Genomic DNA, 22702 nt, shown 5'->3' on the forward strand with positions numbered 1-22702 from the left:
ACTACTTTGTAGCAGCTTCTACAATCGCATCTGCATCAATTTTGTATTTTGCGAATAATTCAGCTGGTTTTCCACTTTCACCAAATACATCCTGAACACCGACACGAACAAGTTTACATGCTGCTCCTGCTTCAGCTAAAACTTCAGCAACAGCACTTCCTAAACCACCAATAATTGAGTGTTCTTCACAAGTCACGATTGCATCGTGAGTTTTTGCAAGTTCGATAATCAATTCTTTATCGATTGGTTTAATTGTATGGATATTTACTACAGTTGGAGCTGTTTCCATTTTCTTAGCAGCTTCTAAAGCTTCCTGAACCATTAATCCAGTCGCTACTAAAGCCACTTTTTCACCTTTTTGAAGGACAACACCTTTTCCAAGTTCAAATTTATAGTCATCGCCATTTACACTTTCAACACCACTACGACCTAAACGAACGTAGCAAGGTCCATCGATTTCAGCTACAGCCTTGCAAGCTTGTTTAGCTTCATTGTAGTCACATGGAACGATAACTTTCATGCCTGGAATTCCACGCATTAAGCTAATATCTTCAATACATTGGTGGCTTGCACCATCTTCTCCTACACTAATACCAGCGTGAGATGCACAAATTTTAACGTTTAATTGTGGATAGCCGATACTGTTACGAATTTGTTCGAATCCACGTCCTGTCGCAAACATTGCGAAAGTAGATGCATACGCAATCTTTCCACTAGCCGCAAGACCTGCCGCAACACTCATCATATTTCCTTCGGCAATTCCCATGTCAAAGTGACGAGAAGGGTCAACTTTTTTAGCTTCTCCACTCTTTGTACTGCCCGCTAAGTCAGCATCTAATACAACGACATTTTTATTTTCAACCATTAATTCTTTTAAAGCATCACCATAAGCGACACGTGTAGCTACTTTTGCCATTATTCTGCCTCCAATTCTTTCATTGCAGCATGGTATTGTTCTTCGTTTGGTGCTACTCCATGCCATCCCTGTTGATCTTCCATAAATGAAACACCTTTACCTTTAATTGTCTTCGCAACAATTACAGTTGGCATTCCCTTTGTTTCACGAGCTTCTTTTAATGCAGCACGCAATTGATCATAATCATGACCATCAACATTAATTACGTGGCAGTTGAAAGCTTCGAATTTTTTATCCAAAGGATATACGCTCATAACTTCATCTACGTGACCATCGATTTGAAGGTTGTTGTTGTCAACAATAATACATAAGTTGTCTAACTTATAATGAGCTGCTGACATTGTAGCTTCCCATACTTGACCTTCTTGACATTCACCATCTCCAAGTACCGTATAGATACGGTGATCGTTTTTATCTAATTTATTAGCTAATGCCATACCCACAGCACAAGAAATACCTTGTCCTAAAGATCCTGTTGACATATCTACACCTTCTACATAATTCATATTAGGGTGTCCTTGTAAACGTGAATTGATAGCTCTAAAAGTAGTCAATTCTTCTTCAGGAAGGAATCCTTTTTCAGCAAGTACTGCATATAAAGCTGGACTTGCATGTCCCTTACTCAATACAAAACGATCACGATCTAATGTATTTAAGTTTTCCTCATTAATATCCATTTCTTCAAAGTATAACTCTGTTAAAATGTCAGTTGCACCTAAACTTCCACCCGGGTGTCCACTTTGGGCACTATACACTTCTTTCACAATATTTCTACGAATATTTTTTGCGTGCAATGCAAGTTCCTTGTTTTCCATAATATTTACGCTATCTCCTTTTTGCGCATACATTATAACAAACTTTTTGCCACAATACACCCCCTTCAAAAAATCAATTATTTCACAAGTTTACACTTTATCCAATCACAAAAAAAGTGAGAAACTAATCTCACTTTTCAACTTCATAAATCATAGCACCAAAACTAGGAACATTCACTTCAATCATATAAGGCTGATTATGTCTAGGCAAACGCATTGCCTGTACTTCCTGAGGTGTGTGATTTTTTAGATTTCCATTATATTCGTCCCACTCTGTATTTAAGATTTCCTTATATTTACCTTTACAAGGAACACCAAATTGTTGGTGATCATATGGATTTGTCGAGAAATTCATAATAATGACACAATCCTTCTTTGATCCTCTACGAATAAATGAGAATGTATTTTGTCCTACGTTATCTGCGTCAATCCAACAGAAACGACTTGGATCATAATCTTGATCATAGAATGCATCATTTTCTGTATAAATCTTACCTAAGTCTTCACATAAATGTTTAAACGCATCATGCATTGGATAATCCAATAAGAACCAGTCACAGCTCTTTTGTTCATCCCATTCACGCAATTGTCCAATTTCATTTCCCATGAAATTCAATTTTTTACCAGGGTGCGCAAACATATATACATATAAAGCCCTTGCCTGGGCAAACTTATCTTCATAGCTTCCCCACATCTTATCTACGATTGTTGCTTTTCCATGAACTACTTCATCATGACTAAATGGTAAAATAAATCTTTCTGAATAGAAATAAGCCATCGAGAAAGTAATATCGTGGTGATGCCACTTACGATAAATTGGATCTCTTTTTAAATAAGATAATGTATCATTCATCCAACCAAGATCCCATTTATAGTCAAATCCTAAGCCACCCGCATAACTTGGCTTTGTGACATTAGGAAAATCACTTGAATCTTCCGCAATCAACATGATTTTTCCTTGATGCGCCTCATTCAACAAGTGATTCATACGTTTCATGAAATCACATGCACCTTCATTCACACCATTATTCTTGTTTCCATGCCAGAAGATCGCATTACTGATCGCATCCATTCTTAAACCATCCACATGATAAACATCTACCCAGAAATTTGCTGCGGACATTAAGAACGAACGAACTTCTTCTTTCCATAAATCAAAGTTAGCCGTTCCCCATTCACTATTCGCATCTTCTGGTTTTGAATATTCATATAGAGGAGTGCCATCAAACATTCCTAAAGCATAATTATCCTTTACAAAGTGCACAGGAACAAAGTCCATAATCACACCAATACCCGCTTCATGAAGTGCATTCACAAAATGCATCAATTCATGATTTGTTCCATAACGAGAAGTACTTGAAAAGTAACCTGTACATTGATATCCCCATGAACCATCAAATGGATATTCACAAAGTGGCATTACTTCTACATGTGTAAAATGATGCTTCTTACAGTGTTCAATCAATTCCTTTTCAATTTCATGATATTGTACAAATTCTTCATTCTCATCATCTTTTTTCCATGAACCAACATGCATTTCATAAATATTCACTGGAGAATCAAATCCCTTATTTCTTTTATCCAACCACTCTTTATCTGTCCATCCATCGTAGCTTAAATCTGAAATAATACTTGCCGTATTCGGTCTTAGTTCACTATAAAAGGCATATGGATCCATTTTATCTACTAATTCACCATTTGCCTGCCACACACGATATTTGTAAGAATCCTGATTCTTTGCACCTTCTACAAAGCATTCCCAAATACCACGTTTATCTTTTTTCATTTTACTTGCTTTTTCATCCCAATCATTGAATGTACCAATAACTGAAATATTTTTTGCGTTTGGAGCATATACTCTGAAGCGAACACCATTTTCTTCTAGATGTGCACCAAATATATTATATGCATGTATATCACGCCCTTCGAAAAAGGCTTTTGTCTTTCTTTGATCCATAATGATATAACCTCCGTATATATATTTTATACCGGAACGCAAGAAACTTAAAGTGTATTTTAAAGATTTTGAAAACGCTTACTAGAAGACAAAAAAGATGCAACTATCGTTGCACCTCCAGAAATTGATGTAATATTGTTTCTAAATCTTCCAACGTATTCATTTGTGACATTTCATTTTTAAAGATTCTTGAGCTTGGAAGCCCTTTTAAATACCAGCTAGCCAATCCTCGCATTTCTCGAATTGCCACCTTTTCACCTTTTGTATCTGCCAAGCCACGAGCGTGATCCATACAAATTTCGATACGATCCTCCATTGAGAATTCATGTTTTTGCCCTGTAATTGAATCTACACACTCTTGAATTAAGAATGGATTTCCTACAATTCCACGTCCTAGCATAACAGCATCGCAACCCGTTTCATTCATCATACGATGAAAATCTTCAACACTACGAACATCTCCATTGCCAATAACAGGAATTGAAACTGCATCTTTAACTTGTTTAATATACGACCAGTCTGCTTTTCCTTCATACATCTGATTGCGTGTACGTCCATGTACAGCTACGGCACTAACGCCTATACTCTCCATAGCCTTAGCCATTTCAACACAATTAATATGATTTGTATCAAAACCTAATCGCATCTTTACAGTTACAGGTTTATTCACATTTTGAATAATATTTGATACAAGCTCTTTGGCATAGTCAATATCCTTCATCAAGAAACTTCCAGCTTGTGCTTTAATAACCTTATTTACAGGACATCCCATGTTAAAATCAATAATGTCACAATTAGTTTGTGTATCTAAATATTTAGCAGCATAAACAACCGTATCAATATCATGACCAAATAACTGAAAAGAGACAGGATGTTCATTTTTATCAATAGCACACATTTGTTTCGTCTTTAAAGAATCATAGTATAATGCCTTATCACTAACCATTTCATTACATACCAAGCCTGCTCCAAAGCGCTTTGCGATTCTTCTAAATGCGATATTGCTGATGCCGGCCATCGGCGCAATCACAACTGGATTTTCGATTTCTACATTTCCAATCTTAATCATGCATCTTACTCGCAATCGCTCTTAACTCTTCTTCTGTGAAATGATAACTTTCATTACAGAAATTACATGTAATATCGCAACCATGCTCTTTATCCGCCATCTCTAGAACATCGGATTTTTTGATTGTTCCTAAAGCTCTAGCCATTCTAACCTTTGAGCAAGGGCAATCATATGCCACTGGCTGTGTAGTTAATATCTTGGCATCTTCAAACATATCGTTTGCCAAATCTTCTAAGCTTGCATCATCATACTCCTGAATCAAAGTACTCATTGGTTTCAAGCCCTCAAGTACATGTTCACAAATTGAAATATCCGTTTCTGTAGCATCTGGAAGCATTTGTAGAATCATTGCGCCAGCACTTGCCACACGGCCATCTGTTCCAATCAACACACCACATGATACAGCAGTTGGTGTTTGTTCAGATAAAGTAAAGTAATAGGCAAAATCATCACCGATTTCTCCACTTTGTAGTTCTACAGAACCAGAAAAGTTTTCTTCCATGTTCAAATCTTTTGTGACTGTTAACGTTCCATCCGTACCGACAACAGCTCCAACGTTTAATTTACCCGGACGAATCAAGACATCCTCTACATGTGGATTAGACACAAAGCCACGCACATTTCCATTCGCATACGCATCTACCACAATAGAACCAATTGGGCCATGACCATTGATAGTAATTGACAACATTTCTTCTTCTGATTTCAACATAGCTCCCATCATGGTAGCTACAGACAAGGTTCTTCCTAATGCTGCACAAGCACATGGATGTAAATCAAAACGATCCTGTGCTTCTTGTACTAAATCAGTCGTACGAACAATATATAAACGAACATGCTCATTTAAAACAAGCGCTTTTAATAATTGATCTTTCATAATTTCCTCCGAATTCGAAATTCACTAGCACCATTCTACTTAATTCTTGTACCCATTTCAAGCCAAATTAAAAGCCACCAAACGATGGCTTTAGGTACTTAATCCTTTTTCTTTGTTAATTCGTTGAACGCATCATCCAAATCCTTTTGATCAACACCATTTACAGCTTCTGGAATTTCTGGAACTTGTACTGTATCTTGTTCTTTTTCCTCTACTTCAACTGTTTCAGCATTTGGATCTGTTAATTGTCCAAAATTCATTAAGTTAGTGATTTCTTCATTTGTTAATGTTTCATGTTCATACAAATTATTCGCAATCAAATCTAACAAATCTTTATTTTCTGTTAAAATCTTACGACAATTTGCATGACACTCATCAACAATAGCACGAACTTCCTTATCGATTTCTGCTGCTACACCTGCTGAATAATCACTACCCTTTGTATAATCTCTTCCTAAGAAGACATTTCCTTGTGGGTCGGCATATTGAATAGGTCCTAAACTAGACATACCATATACACGAACCATATTCTTAGCAATCTCAGTCAATTTTTCAATATCATTTACTGCACCCGCACTGATTTCTCCAAATTGAATTTCTTCAGCTGTACGACCACCAAGCAATCCGGTAATCTGTGCAATAAATTCTGATTTTCTATGGAAATACTTTTCTTCACGAGGCGTCATCAAGTTATATCCTCCCGCATCTCCACGAGGGATGATTGTAACTTTTTGAACCATGTCTGCATCTTCTAATTTTAGACCGATAACCGCATGTCCAGCCTCATGATAAGCCACAAGAATCTTATCTTTTTCAGTATATTTCTTACTTTTCTTAGCAGGTCCCATCATGACACGGTCAATCGCTTCATCTAAATCTGTCATTGTGACCTTTGCTTCATTTTTACGAACCGCTAAAATAGCACCTTCATTTAACACGTTTGCCAAATCAGCCCCTGAGAAGCCAGGTGTACGTTTTGCCAAATTTGCCAATGAAACATCACTCGCCAATTTCTTATTACGAGCATGTACATGTAAAATAGCTTCACGACCTTTAATATCTGGTAAGCTAACTGTTACACGACGATCGAAACGACCACTACGTAATAAAGCAGGGTCTAAGACATCTGGACGGTTTGTTGCCGCAATCACAACGATTCCCGCATTATCTGTCATACCATCCATTTCAACCAACAATTGGTTCAACGTCTGTTCACGCTCATCATTTCCGCCGCCCATACCAGCACCACGCTGACGACCAACAGCATCGATTTCATCAATGAAAATAATACAAGGTGCACTCTTTTGTGCAGTTTTGAACATATCACGAACACGACTTGCACCTGTACCAACAAACATTTCAACAAAATCTGAACCAGAAATCGAGAAGAATGGAACATTCGCTTCTCCAGCTACAGCTTTAGCAAGTAAAGTTTTACCTGTTCCAGGAGGACCCACCATCAAGATTCCCTTAGGAATATGTGCACCCATGTCTGTAAATTTCTTTGGTGAACGCAAATAATCAATAATTTCTTTAACTTCTTCTTTTTCTTCTTCACAACCCGCAACATCTTTAAAACGAACCTTAACATTCGATTCAACACGAGCTTTCGATTTTGCGAATTCAAAGGCTTTATTATTGCCTCCGCCTCCCATTTTAGCGAACATGAAATAGAAGAATACTGCAATAATCAAGAATGGAATAATTTGAGAAAGAATCGAAACCCATACACTACCATGATTTGGATCTTCTACATTTAATTTTCCACCATTACGCTGTAAAGCCTTCTCTAACTTTTCAATATTCTTTTCGGTTCTTGGAACAATAACCTTGTATCCAACTGTTTTTGAGTTCTGCTCATACGTACCCTCTAATTGGATTACTGTTGAGCTAATTGTCATTGAACTCTTTTTAAAATCAACTTCATCTACAATTTTCTCAAATTGTGTATAATTCATTTGTACAGTACTGCCCTGTGAACTATAAAAAACTAATGATAATACAATTGATAAAATGAAGATGGTTGGTAAATAATTTAACCATTTCTTCATAATCTTCCTCCTACTGATAAATTTCTGGTTTCAAAACACCAATAAATGGTAGGTTACGATATTTCTGATTGTAATCCAATCCATATCCAACTACGAATTCATTTGGTACTTCAAAACCTACATAATCCGCCTCAATTTCACAAACACGACGGCTTGGTTTATCTAATAATGTAACACAACGTACATCTAGACATCCCTTATTTTTAAACATTTTTTTAACTTCTACTAATGTTCTACCTGTATCAATAATATCTTCTACAACTAAAATTGAACGGTTTTTACAAGATAGATCCATATCCTTCAAAATACGAACATCTCCAATTGATTCAGTTCCATCATATGAACTAACGGACATAAAGTCGATTTCGCAAGGAAAAGTGAAACGTTTGATTAATTCAGCCATAAAAGGAACACTTCCCTTTAACAACCCAACTACAATAGGAACATCTCCAGATTCTTTATAATCTTCCTCTATTTGATGTGCTAGTTCAACACAGCGTTTTTCAATTTCTTCTTCACTTAATAAAACTTTTTCAATATCTTGACTTATCATACGGCGTTTTTCTCCTTAAGTTACTTAAACATTGTAACATAAACATTTAATCTAGACCATTTATTTTAAAGTAGAACTGTTGATTTTGTGAATAATGTTCAACATCACATCCAAGTCCTGGCACAAAAATGACATGACCCAATTTATTTTCCACAATCAACCAATATTTTCGTTGAATCTTACTGATTTTTCGATCTACAAAAAAGCGATGAACATTCTTATTTCCAAAACGCATTTTTATTGAATCATTCGCCCTGACTCTTCGTATAATCAAAGGAAAATCAGATGCTTCTACACTAAATCCTTCAATCCTATTTCCTTGAGATAAAATTGTAAAATCCTCATACTCTCCAACTCTCAAAGCATTCAATTTATAATTTACATCTTTTGGTTTGGGCAAAAAATACAATTTGTTATTATGCCTTTCCAACAAATAATTCTCAATCTCAATTAAAACATTACTCTTTAATTGAATGCATAATTCTTCCATATATTTACGCGAAAAATGATGATGCAAAGTATTAAACAAAAAACTATCTAAGTAGAGCCATGCATTTTCTTGATTCAATAGAAGTTGAATATCATAATTCCAACCTTTTAAAAACAAGTTGATTTGATTTCTCTGCTTTTTCCATACCGCATTTTCTTCTTCTATTTTTAAAATCCATTCTTCCTTCTCTTTACGACTCATCTTTTCAATTTGTGTATGACGAATCACATTTCGCGTATAATGATTCGTTAAATTGGACTCATCGATTCCAAATGAAACACCATTCTCAACACAATACATTTGTAATTCAACTTTTGTATAAGACAATAAAGGACGGATAATTTTATATCCATGTCTAGAACTTTCTTGTTTCAAGCCATAATAATCACAAATCATATTTCGCTTTTTCTGAAAGAAATATGTTTCAATCACATCATCCATCTGATGGGCTACATAAAGTAATTTTGTATCAAATTCATCTGCCACCTCTTCAAAAAAGGCATAGCGAACATCTCTTGCCCAAGCTTGAAAATTCCCCTTTTCATGAATTGGATAACACACACGAACAGGAATACCATATTTTTGACAATACTCCTTTACTATATTCTCATCCCTATCGGCTGTATCACGATGTTTATAATTTACATGTGCAACAACAATATCTCTTCCCTGCTTATTTAATTGATCTAATAAAGCCATACTATCAGGTCCACCTGAACAGGCTACAACACATTTTAACATGTTCCTATTATAGCATCATTTGTAAAACTCTTTTCTTTATTTTCTCAAACAATACTGAATCAGGAGAGATGTGTGCCTTCACATCAATCACTCGAGCTGAATTGATCCATTTCGCATCATTTAAAAACAATACACTCGATTTATTTAACCCATCAATCTCGGGTAAACGCATCAAATGACGCTTACCCATATGGGACACAGGATCATATGCCCTATTATAAGCATTTTTATTCCCACTCATAGGTACTACAAATATTTTCCCGTTTTTCATTGCCAAAACTAAACCAAAATGTTGATAACCAACTTCACTTAGATATGCCAAGCCAAAATCCGCAAAACATATATCGCCCACCTTTACATATACCTTGGCTTCTAAGCTTGAATACATTTGTTTTCTCTGACAAAAATTCAATTTTGAAAGCATATAATCATACACTTCACTTTCGTTTAATCCTGACAACAATTCTTCTTCGGCTATACGGGCCTGCGACGTAATTTTCTGAGTATACTCCGTCGTCTTATTATTTTTCTTTTTTTGCCATTCATTCGGTTCCATAGTTTAATTGTAGCAACCCTATGTGAAAACAACATTAAAAGTAGGCATTTTAGCCTACTTTCCTTAAAATTTTTTTATATTTTCTCTGAATACGATGCCATAATCCAATTAATGGATGAAATTTTTCACTGATCATAGCCGACTTTTCAATAAAAAGCTCAACCGACAACAATATTATAATCATGACTATAAAGCCAATGTTTCGATTGATCATATATGCGAAAGCACTCAATCCAAATAAAGAAGTCAGTCCACACATAATAATCACGGTATTACGATGTCCAAATTGACGCATTAATAAATGGTGAATATGGCTTTTGTCAGCCTCCATAAACTTCATACCTTTTAAAGTACGTCTTAAAATAGCAGAAAGCGTATCAATGATAGGCAGCATCAACAATAGTATAGGTAAGGCCAACGTAAGAATGGTACTTGATTTAAAGCCCAATAAAGAGATGGCTGAAATCATAAAGCCCAAAAACAAAGAACCACAATCGCCCATAAAAATACTAGCTGGATGCGCATTATAAATCAAAAAACCAAGTGTTCCAGATGCTAAAATAAAAGCAATACTTAATAAATCCGAACGTCTTTCAATAATCGCAATAGAACCAATCACAACAAGAACAATAACACTCATTCCTCCGGCAAGTCCATCTAACCCATCAATTAGATTTACTGCATTGGTGATTCCTGCCACCCAGATAATAGTAAAAATAAAAGAAATGATACCTGTATCAATTTGAATGCCCAAAGGTAAACGTATCACATCGACAGAAATTCCAAAATAAATCAGAACCAATGCCGCAATAACCTCTAATGTCAATTTTACTGGTGGTTTAATATCGATAAGATCATCGATCAAACCAGTAAAAAACATAATACTACTTCCAATAACTAATCCTTTGATTTGCCGATCCGCCTTCACAAAAATAGCCATCGTTATAATAAAAGCCAAGTAAATGGCAACACCACCAATACGCGAAATTTTTCCATGATGAACCGTTCGCTTATTTTCCTTGGCATAAGCACCGCAATAAATTGAATATTGCTTCACAATCGGTGTTAAAATCAATGAAATGAAAAATGGCAATAAAATCATTTTATAATCAATCATGCTGACTTTACCCCCTTTAACGCCTCTATCATATCGTATTGTCCGCTTTTTGTACAAAGAACTGGACAAGATATATTTTGAGAAATAAACTGCGAAGTACCAAAACAATCTGCCAAGCCACCACTCAATTCAATTCCATGCAATAAAAAATATTCTTGAGCCGAAGCTGGCAATCCATCAAAGCAATGCTTAACCCACAATGCGATTTGTGATTGCACCCTTTCAAAGGCAGGCCATAGTAGACTCGATTCAATTTGAATCTGATGCAAAATTTGTCTTGAATCAAAACCATAACACATCAATGAACTATTCTTTTGTTGCCAAAAAGCTAGACTTGCCAATTCCTTCAAATGTGCAGCATCCACCTTTGTGATAAAGCAACCCGTTTTCATATAAACGATTTTTTGTATCTGCTCATCAATCTGTGCACCCGCATAATTGATTGTCTTAGACACCAATACTTTATCATACACAACAACATTAATTTCTGTATAAGAATGTCCACTATGCACTAAAAAACAAGACCCCTCTGTCTGTAGTGCTTCTAAATTTGAAATAAACTCCACTTTACGCACACCACACTTCAAAAATGTCTGTTGCCAAAGCTCACGCTGTCTTTGGGATAATTCCGTTGGCACACTCACAAGTACACTTGGCCTTAAAAAACCATCATGAACATGTAGCTGTTCAAAGCCTTCCTGAATCAAAGATTCAATTGAATGAAGAATTTGACCATGTGCTATAGGATATTGAATTTGAACTTCATCTAAATCTTTATATAAATAAGTCAGTGCCTCATCCGACACACCTACTATTTTGGAACCTTTTTTTGCGATTATTGTTTTTAATGCAACCTGATTCTGTGTAGAAAAATCATAAAAACGAGCTAAGTAAGCCCCGATATCAAGGGCAATCCACTTTTCAAGCAAAGCCATTATATATTGTTAGCTGCAAAACAGCCTGACTTGTTATATAAGCAAGTGCAAGCGACAACAAAAACATTAATATCTGCACTTTTTTAGGATTTTTTACACTACACACCTTTTCAAATTGAATACTTGAAATCGCATAAAAGCTTAAGCCAAAACACGCAAAAAAAACAAAATACTGAATCACTGAAGCTACCATAAATTAGCCTCCCACATGCACAATTTGAACAAAGCTATACTTTTCTTTTAATCGTTCATATGCACTTTGAATAACATCTTCATCCACACTAAAACCTAACATACTTGAACCAGACCCAGACATCAAGATACGAACCAATCCTGCATCTTCCATATCCATCTTAACTTGATTCAATTCAGGCTCAATCTCAAATGCGATTGGCTCTAACGCATTCGCCATTGTCTGATATAAAAGATCCATATTCTTTTCTCGAATACTCGATTCAACTAGATCTACATCTGGATGAAATGGGCGAGACTCTTTCCATTTTGAAAAAGCATTGGCCGTTGAAATACCAAAATCCGGTTTTACAACTATAATATTAAACTGCCAATCACTTTCAATGGGAGTAATTTTTTCCCCAATACCCTTGACTCTTGCCCACTTGTCATGGATGCAAAAAGGCACATCTGCCCCTACTTGCTTGGTAATTTCGTATAGGTTTTCTTCTGTTTCCTCGATACCTTCCATTTGTAGAATTGCTTTACACACAGCAGCTGCATCGGCACTTCCGCCACCAAGCCCTGCCTGAGCTGGAATATGTTTTTTAATCGATATTTTATAATTTGAGCTTAAGTGATAAAGCTCTTTTAAGACCTGAACCATTTTTGAAACTGTATTATTTTCAGGTAATTTCATACCTTCACACGTCACTTCATCACATGCACTTTTTTCAATTTCAATCTCATCACAAATTGAAATAGGTGCCATGATCATGTCCAAAGAATGATAACCATTATCCATTCTTTCCACGACATCCAATGCCAAATTAATTTTTGCCCTTGCCTGTACCTTCATACGTCACCTCATATAATCGAATAAAATCCTCTAACGTACATTGCTGCGCACGCGTACTCGGTTCTATATTCGCTTTTTCTAATAACTCTTTTGCCAAATTCTTATCTTTAACAAACCCTTGGAAATTATTGTAGATTGTTTTTCTTCTCTGTGTAAAGCATGCCTTTACCAAACCAAAGAAATACGCTTCATCATCCAAATGATACCTATGATGGAATGAAAACTGAACAACCATTGAATCTACATTTGGACTAGGCCAAAATACTCTTCTTGAAACATCCATCACTTTTTTCACATCACAACGATATTGTGTAATCACACTCAATGCATTGTATTCCTTATCGTTCTCACGAGCTAAAAAGCGTTCTCCCACTTCCTTTTGCATCATAACTGTGATTCTTTCAATCTCTTCTTTTGCCTCAAATAATTTAAATAAAATAGGCGTTGTTATGTAATAAGGAAGATTCGATGCGAAAACGACTTTTTGTCCAGGCTTTCTAAATTCACGAATCTTTTCATCAATATCCACCTTTAGGATATCTTCTAAAACAATCTGAAGATGATCAAATCCAATTTCATTTTCCAAAACAACTGGTAATCTTTCATCAATTTCAAAAGCTATGACCTGATTGCTTTTTTCACATAGAAACTGTGTTAAAGCACCTATTCCAGGACCAATCTCAAATACAAGCCCATCCTTAGATTGAATGGCGGCATTCGCAATTTTTTCAACAACCCCCGGCTCAATAATAAAATTTTGTCCGAAGCTTTTTTTCGTGAACACCTTATATTTTTCTTGAATCTCTTTCGTCTTCTTTACTGTCGCAATCGCCTGTTTCATGAAAGACTCCTTTCTATTATATCTTTTTTTGTGATATTCATTTGATTCAAACGCTTAAAACACGTTTTTGCGTTACAAGGACCGATATGAAATGCTTCACATACCTGAAAGCGCAATTCTTTATTACCTACCAAGCCTAAATCAATAAAATCTTGCCAACTCAAGACTTCTTCTTTATTTTCAAAAGTCACATAATTACATAAAGCATCCCATAAATCTTCTTTGCTCGCATGCTCCACACCTACTTTTTTGGGTGTTTTTGCCTTTTCCTTATTTATAAACGCATGCTTACATCCACTCACATTGCTTCCTATCAATCTTCGAATATGCTCCCCTGGCGTATCCGGATCCGTAAATATAATCACGCCTCTGGTCTTTTGAGCTTGTCTTACACGCTCAATTGTTTTCTCATTTACTTGATCTCCACCTGTTTCAATTGTGTCACAATCAAAAAAGGATTGTAACGTATTTGTATCGTTTTTGCCTTCAACGACAATAATTTCTTTAATATGTTGTTTCATCTGTTTCCACCACATGTTTCGATGTGAATCCTGCACCATGAACCTGGTGTACATCATTCACAATAATAAAAGCCTTAGGATCGATTTCTAAAACACTAGACTCCAATAATGGATATTGTTTCTGCTTGATTACACACATCAATACAGGCTTAGGTGCCTGTGTATAGCCCCCACTTCCATCTAGAATCGTCACACCACGATCCACTGTCTCTAACAGAATACGACGAATCTGTTTCCATTCCGTCGATATAATCATAACATTTTTTGCCGATTGCATTCCAAGCATGACTGTTTTGTCGATTGCCACACCACAAACAAATACAGACATAATACCGATTAATGCAGGTGTTAATCCATGTGTAATCACACCTAATAAAACAGTTAAGCCATCAACAATCATAACACTTGTTCCTTCTGGAATTTTTAAATATTTATGTAATATCAACGCTAAGATATCTATTCCACCTGTACTTGAATTCACTCTGAAAACCAAGCCCAAACCTATTCCTACAAGAACTCCAGCATAAATCGTAGCTACGTATGGAGGCATCACAAATGTATCCTTAGGAAACATTGTAGCAATACGCGATAAACTAGTAACGAAAATTGGATATACAATTGTTGAAATCACAGACTTCATCGCAAACGACTTACCAAGTAATAAAGCTCCTAGAATAAACAAACCAATTGTCAAACCATCAATCATCAAAACTGTATCAACAGGAAGAATCGGATGTAATGCGACAGCCACACCGGCTACACCTCCCGTTAATATATTATTAGGAAGTATAAAAAAGGAAACTGAACAAGCAACTATAAAGTTTCCAAGTAAAATCATTATCAATTCATGTATTTTATTTGTATTCATAAGCATACCTCTTCTCGCCTAAATGATTATAGCATTTTTTCCTATAACAACGCATTTTTAATATATACATTTTTTTAATTTATCGCTTGCAATAAAGATACTTTATCCGTATAATAGTCCGGGTTATATAAGTTCATGATATGGTTGAACGTTCATACCTACTACCGAAAACAGTAGACTATAGCTTTCAAGCAGGAGGAAAAAAGATGCAATACGATATCATTATTATTGGAGCTGGGCCTGGAGGAATCTTCTCAGCATATGAGTTATTAAAAAACAAACCTGAATTAAAAATTGGTGTATTTGAAGCTGGTGCACCATTAAACAAAAGAAAATGTCCAATTGATGGAAAGAACATCAAATCTTGTATTCACTGTAAATCATGTGCCATTATGAACGGTTTTGGTGGAGCTGGTGCATTTAGTGATGGAAAATATAATATCACAAATGAATTTGGTGGAAACCTATATGAATATGTAGGTGAACAGGAAGCTATTGATTTAATGGAATATGTCGATGAAATCAACTGCAAAATGGGTGGAGAAAAAACTCGTCTATACGCAAATTCTGATGCAGCTATCGCTAAAAAATGTCTTCAAAATGACCTTCACTTATTAAAGGCAAAGGTTCGTCACTTGGGAACAGACATTAACTATGTTGTTCTTGAAAATTTATATAATGAATTAAAAGAAAAAGCTGATTTCCACTTCTTTAAACACATTGATATGGTTAATAAAGTAGAAGATGGATTTGAAGTTATTTGTGGTGAGGAATCATATACAGGTAAACAATGCATCATCTCAACAGGTCGTTCAGGAAGTAAATGGATGGAATCTGTATGTTCAAATCTAGATATCGAGACAAAGAGTGATCGTGTAGATATTGGCGTTCGTGTTGAATTAAATGCCGATACATTCTCAGAATTAACAGATTCTTTATATGAATCAAAAATTGTATATCGTTCAAAGAAATACCAAGACCGCGTTCGTACATTCTGTATGAACCCTAGAGGAGTTGTTGTAAACGAAAATACAAACGGTATCATCACAGTAAATGGACATAGCTATGAAGATCCAGCTCGTTTTACAAACAATACAAACTTCGCTTTATTAGTATCAAATCATTTTACTGAGCCATTCTCACAAAGTAACCAATATGGTGAAAGCATCGCCCGTCTATCCAATATGCTAGGTGGTGGCGTTATCGTTCAACGTTTTGGTGATTTAATTCGTGGACAACGTTCTACTCCAAGTCGTATTGCACAAGGATTCGTAACTCCTACATTGAAGGCAACTCCAGGAGACTTATCTCTAGTTATTCCTAAGCGTCAACTAGATGACATTATCGAAATGATTTATGCCCTTGATAAAGTATGTCCATCAACAGCTAGTGATGATACATTACTATATGGTGTTGAAGTTAAATTCTACAACATGCAAGTAAAAGTTGATAAGAACTTAGAAACAAAACACAAAGGATTATTCGTTATTGGTGACTGCTCAGGTGTAACGCACTCACTAAGTCATGCCAGTGCATCTGGTGTATATGTCGCAAGACATATTGCAGAAAATCTATAATATACAAAGTGGATCGTGTGATCCACTTTTTTTCATTAACTCCACAGTTAATAACTCTCGAGTTAATCATAATAATGATATAATAATCTAGGTGATAATTTTATGATACAAATTCCAGATAACAGTACAATATTAGCTCCGGCTACCCTACATTTATCTTTATACAAAGAAATTCTAAAACAAAAAAAAGATTGCCTAGGCATACAAGTGTTAACTTTATCAAGCTGGCTATCTTCTTTTTATCATGGACAACCAAAATCAGATATTGAATTACTTTATTTATATAAAGACGCATTAAAAAATATATCTGTACAAAATGCCTTCTACTCAAGTAAAGAAGACTATGACTTTTTAAATGCTTGTTTAGACTTTATTAAAATGGCTAAAACCTACCAAATTCATGATTTTCCTTGTTCAACCCAAAAAGAAAAGGATTTAAATGAAATTTTAAATCTTCTTTATCCTATCGAAATAAAAGAAGACCAAACAAAAAACGTTCTTTCTAAATTACCAGATTTAGAAAATATTTATATTCTAAAGAAAGAATATTCCCAATTAGATAATTATTGGATTCAGACATTAATCTATCATGGGGCAAAGTGGCTAGGTGAAAAACAACTATTAAATACGCACTACTACAGTGTTGCCAATGCGCGAAAACAAATGGAAGTCATTGCGAATCTAATCATTGAAAATAATTATACAGCCGATGATATCTTTATCGCATTAAATAACGCCAATGATGAGAATGTTTTAACCCAAATTCTTTCCGCTCATAAAATTCCATTCACAACCATGCAAGAAGTTCATACAACATCTATATATAATGAATGGATCAGCTACTTAACATGGGCAAAAGACATGGATTTAAAGAGCTTTATCAATTTAGTTCAAATTTTATACCCAAACGACGACTATCTTATTCAATATTACACATTGTTTCCCGAACAATTCTTAAAATTTGAACCCCACCTAAGCATCCTTTCCTATGAAGAAAATGAAATTATTGATTCATATCAATTCACATCGTATCAAAGGCTTGAACAACAAACATTAGAATGGATACAAAACCATGCTTTCTTATTTAATGATTTAGATTTTATTCAAATCGCAAAACACATTCAAAATCTACATGAACAAGTTACAAGAGAAGATCTAAATGCTTTTAATGAAGTCATTTCTCTAGTTCAAGATATTCATACTTACATTCATAGTACAAATGATTTAAGTATCTTGATTCACCAGATTCAAAACCTTTCTGCAAACCAGAAGGCAAGCTTTATTGAAGGAATTTTAATCGGATCAAGACAAGATGTGACTTTTTTAAGACCCATTGTCTTTTTAACCGGAACAAATGCGAATTCATTCCCTTCTTTAAAACTGCATTCCGGCATTTTTGATGAAGCTTATGTAAAAAACACAGCACTTCCTGATTTGGAAACACGTATTCAGCATCAACAAACGCAAATCTTTGATTGTTTATCCTTATGCGAAACACTCTATGTTTTATATCCACAAAGCGACTATCAAGGAAAGAATTATGAGCCAAGCTCAGAAATAGAAAATTGGCTTAAAACAAAATCAACATTTATCACAACTCCAGATTCCTTTAATTGGATTACGCCAAACATTGATTTAGATACTAAAACAGCTCAATCTATATTCTTCAAGGATGATCATTTTAAAAGTTCCATTTCACGACTGGAATCCTATGCTCGCTGTCCTTTTTCTCACGCCCTTAAATATGGCTTATATTTAAAAGAAAAAGAGGATATTACTGATATTCGTATACGTGGAAGTATTTTACACCATGTGCTTGAGGTCATCTCTAAAGAAAAAAGTGATTACACTTCTTTATCTAAGGAAGAAATCCATGACTATGTTGAAAAAGAATTCTCATTCGCTAAAAAAGTACTTCTGCAACAAGTCACATGGTTTAATTCCCAAATAGAAGAGATTACAGAAAAGCTTGTTTTGATTTTCGAACAATTACACAATTTTGAATCCAACTGGCATATGAGTATTGATAAACAAGAACATAAATTTTCTTATTCCTATCCATGGAATGAATTTACGATTGATCTATATGGATATATCGATCGTATTGATAGTTCAAATACATCCTTCTGTATCTTTGACTATAAATCGAGTGACAAAGATATTAAGCTTACAGAATTTGAATCCGGACTTTCTTTGCAGCTAGCCACATATACCTTAGCTTATGAAAAGGAATCCCATTTAATTCCTGTGGGGTGCTTCTATATTGCCTTAAAAACAACACCAGAAGCATTGACATATGGTAAATTAAACTATCGTAAAAAGATTCCCGAATTGTCTGTTACAGATGAAAAAGAGGTTCTTGATACATTTAAAGTTAACCGCAGACTTAAAGGATGGCATTTTAGTGATGCGAGTATTTATTGTGATAACACCAAACAATATCTACCTACTAAAAGAGATAATCCAAGTCTAGAAAAGGTTAAAGATGAATGGACGCAAGTAGTTGATAGTTTACTAGAAGATATTTCCAGCGGACAAGCCTTGCCAAACCATGTGGCCGATGCCTGTAAATATTGTGCTTATAGATCCATTTGTAGAAATCTTGCAAATGAAGTTGAGCCGAAGCTTCGCGTAGAAAAGGAGGAAGAATAATGGATTTTTCTATACCCCAACAAAGAGCCATTGATATAAGAAATACAAATGTCGTTGTTTCAGCAAGTGCAGGAAGTGGAAAAACCGCTGTATTAGTCGAACGCTTATGTCAGCTGGTACTAAAAGACCATATTTCTATCGACTCTATCTTGGCCATGACCTTCACAAAGGATGCAGCAGCAGAAATGAAGGCTCGTTTACTTTCAAAATTAAAAGAACAACCCCAAACTGAATACATCCTGCAACAAATGGCTTTATTAGAAACTGCTAGTATTTCAACCATTGATAGCTTCTGTTTGTCAATTGTACAAAATTATTACTATAAAATCCCCATCTCATACACGATGTCAAAGCAAACCGCATCCAGTGCACAAACTCGTATTGCCTTTGAAAATGCCTATAAACATGCGATTGAAGCTCTAGATTTAAATGCGTATACCCAACTAAAAATGTATTTTCATTCTTTTGGCAAAACCGAAGAAGATATCCAAAGGTATATTGAAGATATTTTGGCTATTCTTAATTCAAAATCCGAAGACGATGCCAAAGTCTGGATCAAAAATATCCAAGCATCTTATACTTATTTAAATCCAACATTAATGGAATATGCCTTAAAATATTTTCATAACCACTGTCTAGCTATGTCCGAAATCTTAGATGAAGTTATTCCTATGATTACAAAATCTGAGGATTATGAAATCAAACAGGATTATCTATCGAAGTGTTTAAATGCTTCAACTTATTCGGATTTTAAAGCACAGTTCGAGCTTTATTTAAAAAATACAATTGTATTTAAAAAGACAATCGACAAAGTGGATTATTCTAAATATCAAACTTCTTTCAAAGATCACGAAACAAGTATTGTCGAAAATTTATTTGATGAAGAATTTTATCTTAAAGACATTCAAAGTCATAAACATTTAATTGATACCTTATTTGAATTAACTAATAAAGTTAAGTTGTACTTTCAATTAGAAAAGAAAAAAATGGAAGTCATTGACTTTAATGATATGGAACATTTTGCCTATCAACTCCTTCAAGATCCTATGATCAAAGAGGAAATGTACAATAAATATCAAATGATTCTTGTTGATGAATTCCAGGATACCAATGAGCTACAAGAAAAAATCATAGCGTCTTTCTGTCACGAGAACAATGTATTTCGAGTGGGTGATATTAAACAGTCTATTTATGGCTTTCGTCAGGCGAATCCTAAAATTATGCAAAATTGGATGAAAATGAAAGATATTAATAATACGCCTTTGTTGCTGCAAGAAAATTATCGTTCTAACGCAAGTGTGATTGAATTCAACAATGATTTCTATAGTAAAATCATGAACAATGAATTGTTAGGCCAGCAATTTGAAGATATCGATATTGCCAATGTAGGAACCGATGGACAAAAAGAACAACCTCAATATCCTGTGCGTTTCTTATATACGGAATATAAAGATGATGAAGGCAATAAAGCTACCATCAAAAAGAACCACAACGAAAATCGTTTTGATTTAATTGCCCATGATATCATAGAAAAACACAAAGAGGGAATTCCATATAAATCTATGTGTGTGCTAACACGTAATCATGCTCCACAGGAAAAATTAAAAGCTGTTTTTGAAGCCTACAACATTCCGGCTATGATTACTATTGATCATGGATTTTATACAAATCCTGCCATTCAAATCGTGATTTCTACATTAAAAGCCATAGAAGATCTTACAGACGACATTTCTTTATGTGCTTGTTTGATGTCACCCTTATTCAATGTACCTTTTTCTAAGATTGCGAATTGCTGCATTGACAAAGAAAAGGGATCATCGTTATTTGTAAGTATCAAAGAACAAGATTTTATGAAGTCTTTCTTTGAGTTATACGCAAATAAAAATAAAACAATTATGCAGCTTCTTCAATATATCTATGCCTACAATGATTTTTATTATGCATCCACAACAATTCAAGATAAAAATAATTTAGATTATTTATTAGAACTAGCAGGTCAATATGAAAATCAGAATGACATTCATGGTTTTGTCCTACAATTGTCAAAGGATGCCAACCAAGATCAAACACAAGAAGCAAGTTTATATGGTGAAGAAGATGATGTGGTTCAAGTAAAGACAATGCATCAATCAAAGGGTCTACAATTTCCTATTGTATATATTCTTTCACAACACGAACAAAGAGATAAGCATGGAAATTCGTGTATCTTACTCGATTCTACTTTAGGACTTTCTTTAAAGGGATTAAGCAATGACTATAAGTTAAAGTATAATTCAATTTATCATTTGGCCCTACAAACAAAAAAAGAATTAGATGATTTAGCCGAAGAAATGCGTGTATTCTATGTTGCGACAACGCGTTCTCAAAAAGAGCTTGTGATTGTGGATACAATACAAAGACTAGAGGATTTTTACAGTCCTTTAAATGCTTATACTTTATTAGAGGATGAAAGCTATACAGGATGGCTTTTGCATACTTACGCAAATCAAATTAATTCGTTAGTGGTTTTTGACAAAAAAGATGATTTATATGAAAGACCATTAAAGGTGCGTCAAAACAACAAATCCTATACGCTTCCTGTATACACAAAAACATCAAGGGCATTCTCAAGTCAAACAGCAAGCAGTGCCAAAATAAAATTGAATTGGAAAGAAGTAACATTGTCAAAGAATATAGGTACACTTCGTGGTACTTTATTCCATGAAATTGCTGCTCAATGTTCTTATCCCTATCAAGAAGAAGAAATTATTTCTTATGCGAATTCTTATGGCTATCCATTAAAGGATTATGATACCAAACAAATTCTTGCCTTAAATGAAGATTCAATGTATCAAGCTTGGATGAATGAAAAGCATGTATTTGAACAAAGCTATATTATCGAAGAAAAAAATCAAGTTGTTCATGGCTTTATGGACTTCGTTGTCTATAAAGAAAATGAGATTATTATCGTTGATTTTAAAACAGATACAGTAAACAACGAACAGGAACTCATTGAGTTATACACAATTCAGCTTCAAACTTACAAGCAAGCTATGAAAAAAATAACGGATTTACCTATAAAAACATATATTTACTCTTTTTCTCTATCAAAGTGCATCTATTTAGAATAACTTATGCTACAATGGTAAAGTCTTTG

The 22702-nt window shown here is 34.7% G+C and carries 19 protein-coding genes and 1 riboswitch; of the genes, 3 read left to right on the forward strand and 16 right to left on the reverse strand.

Annotated elements, in window-relative coordinates:
- Window position 1: 1 nt before the first annotated feature.
- The 16 genes from DWY01_RS02935 to DWY01_RS03010 all read right to left on the reverse strand — a co-directional run bounded on the left by DWY01_RS02935 (window position 2) and on the right by DWY01_RS03010 (window position 15337).
- Window positions 2-919, reverse strand: coding sequence for a transketolase family protein (locus DWY01_RS02935; RefSeq protein ID WP_243001953.1), 918 nt, complete (start codon window positions 917-919; stop codon window positions 2-4).
- Window positions 916-1764, reverse strand: coding sequence for a transketolase (locus DWY01_RS02940; protein ID WP_256268606.1), 849 nt, complete (start codon window positions 1762-1764; stop codon window positions 916-918). Before DWY01_RS02940 ends, DWY01_RS02935 begins: the two co-directional genes overlap by 4 nt.
- A gap of 97 nt (window positions 1765-1861) precedes the next feature.
- Window positions 1862-3688 (reverse strand): 1,4-alpha-glucan branching protein GlgB, encoded by a 1827-nt coding sequence (gene glgB / locus DWY01_RS02945; RefSeq protein WP_117992928.1) that lies wholly within the window; start codon window positions 3686-3688, stop codon window positions 1862-1864.
- 103 nt (window positions 3689-3791) lie between these two features.
- Window positions 3792-4757, reverse strand: coding sequence for a tRNA dihydrouridine synthase DusB (gene dusB / locus DWY01_RS02950; protein WP_117992930.1), 966 nt, complete (start codon window positions 4755-4757; stop codon window positions 3792-3794).
- Window positions 4750-5634 (reverse strand): Hsp33 family molecular chaperone HslO, encoded by an 885-nt coding sequence (gene hslO, locus DWY01_RS02955; RefSeq protein WP_117992933.1) that lies wholly within the window; start codon window positions 5632-5634, stop codon window positions 4750-4752. The genes dusB and hslO overlap by 8 nt, the downstream gene beginning before the upstream one ends.
- Before the next feature lie 98 nt (window positions 5635-5732).
- Window positions 5733-7685, reverse strand: coding sequence for an ATP-dependent zinc metalloprotease FtsH (gene ftsH, locus DWY01_RS02960; protein ID WP_117992935.1), 1953 nt, complete (start codon window positions 7683-7685; stop codon window positions 5733-5735).
- 10 nt (window positions 7686-7695) lie between these two features.
- Window positions 7696-8235, reverse strand: a complete 540-nt coding sequence (gene hpt, locus DWY01_RS02965; RefSeq protein WP_117993080.1) for a hypoxanthine phosphoribosyltransferase — start codon at window positions 8233-8235, stop codon at window positions 7696-7698.
- Window positions 8236-8284: 49 nt separating this feature from the next.
- A complete protein-coding gene (gene tilS, locus DWY01_RS02970; RefSeq protein ID WP_117992938.1) occupies window positions 8285-9469 on the reverse strand; it encodes a tRNA lysidine(34) synthetase TilS in 1185 nt (394 codons plus the stop codon).
- Between the two features lie 7 nt (window positions 9470-9476).
- Window positions 9477-10025 carry a hypothetical protein gene (locus tag DWY01_RS02975; protein WP_117992941.1) on the reverse strand — a complete coding sequence of 183 codons (549 nt, stop codon included), beginning with the start codon at window positions 10023-10025 and terminating at the stop codon, window positions 9477-9479.
- 49 nt (window positions 10026-10074) lie between these two features.
- Window positions 10075-11142, reverse strand: coding sequence for an MraY family glycosyltransferase (locus DWY01_RS02980; protein WP_243001951.1), 1068 nt, complete (start codon window positions 11140-11142; stop codon window positions 10075-10077).
- Entirely contained in the window at window positions 11139-12077 is a 939-nt protein-coding gene (locus DWY01_RS02985; protein ID WP_117992943.1) for a rod shape-determining protein, read from the reverse strand. Before DWY01_RS02985 ends, DWY01_RS02980 begins: the two co-directional genes overlap by 4 nt.
- On the reverse strand, window positions 12064-12270 hold the full coding sequence (locus DWY01_RS02990; protein ID WP_117992946.1) for a DUF1146 domain-containing protein: 207 nt from the start codon (window positions 12268-12270) through the stop codon (window positions 12064-12066). Before DWY01_RS02990 ends, DWY01_RS02985 begins: the two co-directional genes overlap by 14 nt.
- A 3-nt stretch (window positions 12271-12273) precedes the next feature.
- Window positions 12274-13107: a 4-(cytidine 5'-diphospho)-2-C-methyl-D-erythritol kinase gene (gene ispE, locus DWY01_RS02995; RefSeq protein ID WP_117992948.1), complete on the reverse strand. Its 834-nt coding sequence runs from the start codon at window positions 13105-13107 to the stop codon at window positions 12274-12276.
- Window positions 13079-13948: a 16S rRNA (adenine(1518)-N(6)/adenine(1519)-N(6))-dimethyltransferase RsmA gene (rsmA, locus tag DWY01_RS03000; protein ID WP_117992950.1), complete on the reverse strand. Its 870-nt coding sequence runs from the start codon at window positions 13946-13948 to the stop codon at window positions 13079-13081. The genes ispE and rsmA overlap by 29 nt, the downstream gene beginning before the upstream one ends.
- Window positions 13945-14469 carry a ribonuclease M5 gene (gene rnmV / locus DWY01_RS03005; RefSeq protein ID WP_117992953.1) on the reverse strand — a complete coding sequence of 175 codons (525 nt, stop codon included), beginning with the start codon at window positions 14467-14469 and terminating at the stop codon, window positions 13945-13947. The genes rsmA and rnmV overlap by 4 nt, the downstream gene beginning before the upstream one ends.
- A complete protein-coding gene (locus tag DWY01_RS03010; RefSeq protein WP_117992955.1) occupies window positions 14453-15337 on the reverse strand; it encodes a YitT family protein in 885 nt (294 codons plus the stop codon). Before DWY01_RS03010 ends, rnmV begins: the two co-directional genes overlap by 17 nt.
- Before the next feature lie 103 nt (window positions 15338-15440).
- Window positions 15441-15538, forward strand: a riboswitch (purine riboswitch).
- 5 nt (window positions 15539-15543) lie between these two features.
- On the opposite strand from DWY01_RS03010, the gene DWY01_RS03015 reads away from it, so the two are divergent.
- The 3 genes from DWY01_RS03015 to DWY01_RS03025 all read left to right on the forward strand — a co-directional run bounded on the left by DWY01_RS03015 (window position 15544) and on the right by DWY01_RS03025 (window position 22676).
- Complete coding sequence (locus DWY01_RS03015; protein ID WP_117992958.1) at window positions 15544-16914, forward strand: NAD(P)/FAD-dependent oxidoreductase; 1371 nt, start codon at window positions 15544-15546, stop codon at window positions 16912-16914.
- Window positions 16915-17016: 102 nt separating this feature from the next.
- Window positions 17017-19566, forward strand: a complete 2550-nt coding sequence (locus DWY01_RS03020) for a PD-(D/E)XK nuclease family protein (protein WP_117992961.1) — start codon at window positions 17017-17019, stop codon at window positions 19564-19566.
- Window positions 19566-22676 carry an exodeoxyribonuclease V subunit beta gene (locus DWY01_RS03025; protein WP_117992963.1) on the forward strand — a complete coding sequence of 1037 codons (3111 nt, stop codon included), beginning with the start codon at window positions 19566-19568 and terminating at the stop codon, window positions 22674-22676. Before DWY01_RS03020 ends, DWY01_RS03025 begins: the two co-directional genes overlap by 1 nt.
- Window positions 22677-22702: the final 26 nt, after the last annotated feature.

Source organism: Eubacterium sp. AF22-8LB (assembly GCF_003458715.1).
In the GTDB taxonomy this organism is placed as follows: Bacteria; Bacillota_I; Bacilli_A; order Erysipelotrichales; family Erysipelotrichaceae; genus Holdemanella.

What these genes read in the sequence shown, in the direction of transcription:
- ispE (WP_117992948.1), bottom strand. Translation starts at nt 13,107, where the DNA reads ATGAAGGTACAGGCAAGGGCAAAAATTAATTTGGCATTGGATGTCGTG.
- DWY01_RS02990 (WP_117992946.1), bottom strand. Translation starts at nt 12,270, where the DNA reads ATGGTAGCTTCAGTGATTCAGTATTTTGTTTTTTTTGCGTGTTTTGGC.
- tilS (WP_117992938.1), bottom strand. Translation starts at nt 9,469, where the DNA reads ATGTTAAAATGTGTTGTAGCCTGTTCAGGTGGACCTGATAGTATGGCT.
- ftsH (WP_117992935.1), bottom strand. Translation starts at nt 7,685, where the DNA reads ATGAAGAAATGGTTAAATTATTTACCAACCATCTTCATTTTATCAATT.
- dusB (WP_117992930.1), bottom strand. Translation starts at nt 4,757, where the DNA reads ATGATTAAGATTGGAAATGTAGAAATCGAAAATCCAGTTGTGATTGCG.
- DWY01_RS03010 (WP_117992955.1), bottom strand. Translation starts at nt 15,337, where the DNA reads ATGAATACAAATAAAATACATGAATTGATAATGATTTTACTTGGAAAC.
- rsmA (WP_117992950.1), bottom strand. Translation starts at nt 13,948, where the DNA reads ATGAAACAGGCGATTGCGACAGTAAAGAAGACGAAAGAGATTCAAGAA.
- DWY01_RS02940 (WP_256268606.1), bottom strand. Translation starts at nt 1,764, where the DNA reads ATGTATGCGCAAAAAGGAGATAGCGTAAATATTATGGAAAACAAGGAA.
- rnmV (WP_117992953.1), bottom strand. Translation starts at nt 14,469, where the DNA reads ATGAAACAACATATTAAAGAAATTATTGTCGTTGAAGGCAAAAACGAT.
- hslO (WP_117992933.1), bottom strand. Translation starts at nt 5,634, where the DNA reads ATGAAAGATCAATTATTAAAAGCGCTTGTTTTAAATGAGCATGTTCGT.
- DWY01_RS02985 (WP_117992943.1), bottom strand. Translation starts at nt 12,077, where the DNA reads ATGGCTTTGCTTGAAAAGTGGATTGCCCTTGATATCGGGGCTTACTTA.
- glgB (WP_117992928.1), bottom strand. Translation starts at nt 3,688, where the DNA reads ATGGATCAAAGAAAGACAAAAGCCTTTTTCGAAGGGCGTGATATACAT.
- DWY01_RS03015 (WP_117992958.1), top strand. Translation starts at nt 15,544, where the DNA reads ATGCAATACGATATCATTATTATTGGAGCTGGGCCTGGAGGAATCTTC.
- DWY01_RS02980 (WP_243001951.1), bottom strand. Translation starts at nt 11,142, where the DNA reads ATGATTGATTATAAAATGATTTTATTGCCATTTTTCATTTCATTGATT.
- DWY01_RS03020 (WP_117992961.1), top strand. Translation starts at nt 17,017, where the DNA reads ATGATACAAATTCCAGATAACAGTACAATATTAGCTCCGGCTACCCTA.
- DWY01_RS03025 (WP_117992963.1), top strand. Translation starts at nt 19,566, where the DNA reads ATGGATTTTTCTATACCCCAACAAAGAGCCATTGATATAAGAAATACA.
- DWY01_RS02975 (WP_117992941.1), bottom strand. Translation starts at nt 10,025, where the DNA reads ATGGAACCGAATGAATGGCAAAAAAAGAAAAATAATAAGACGACGGAG.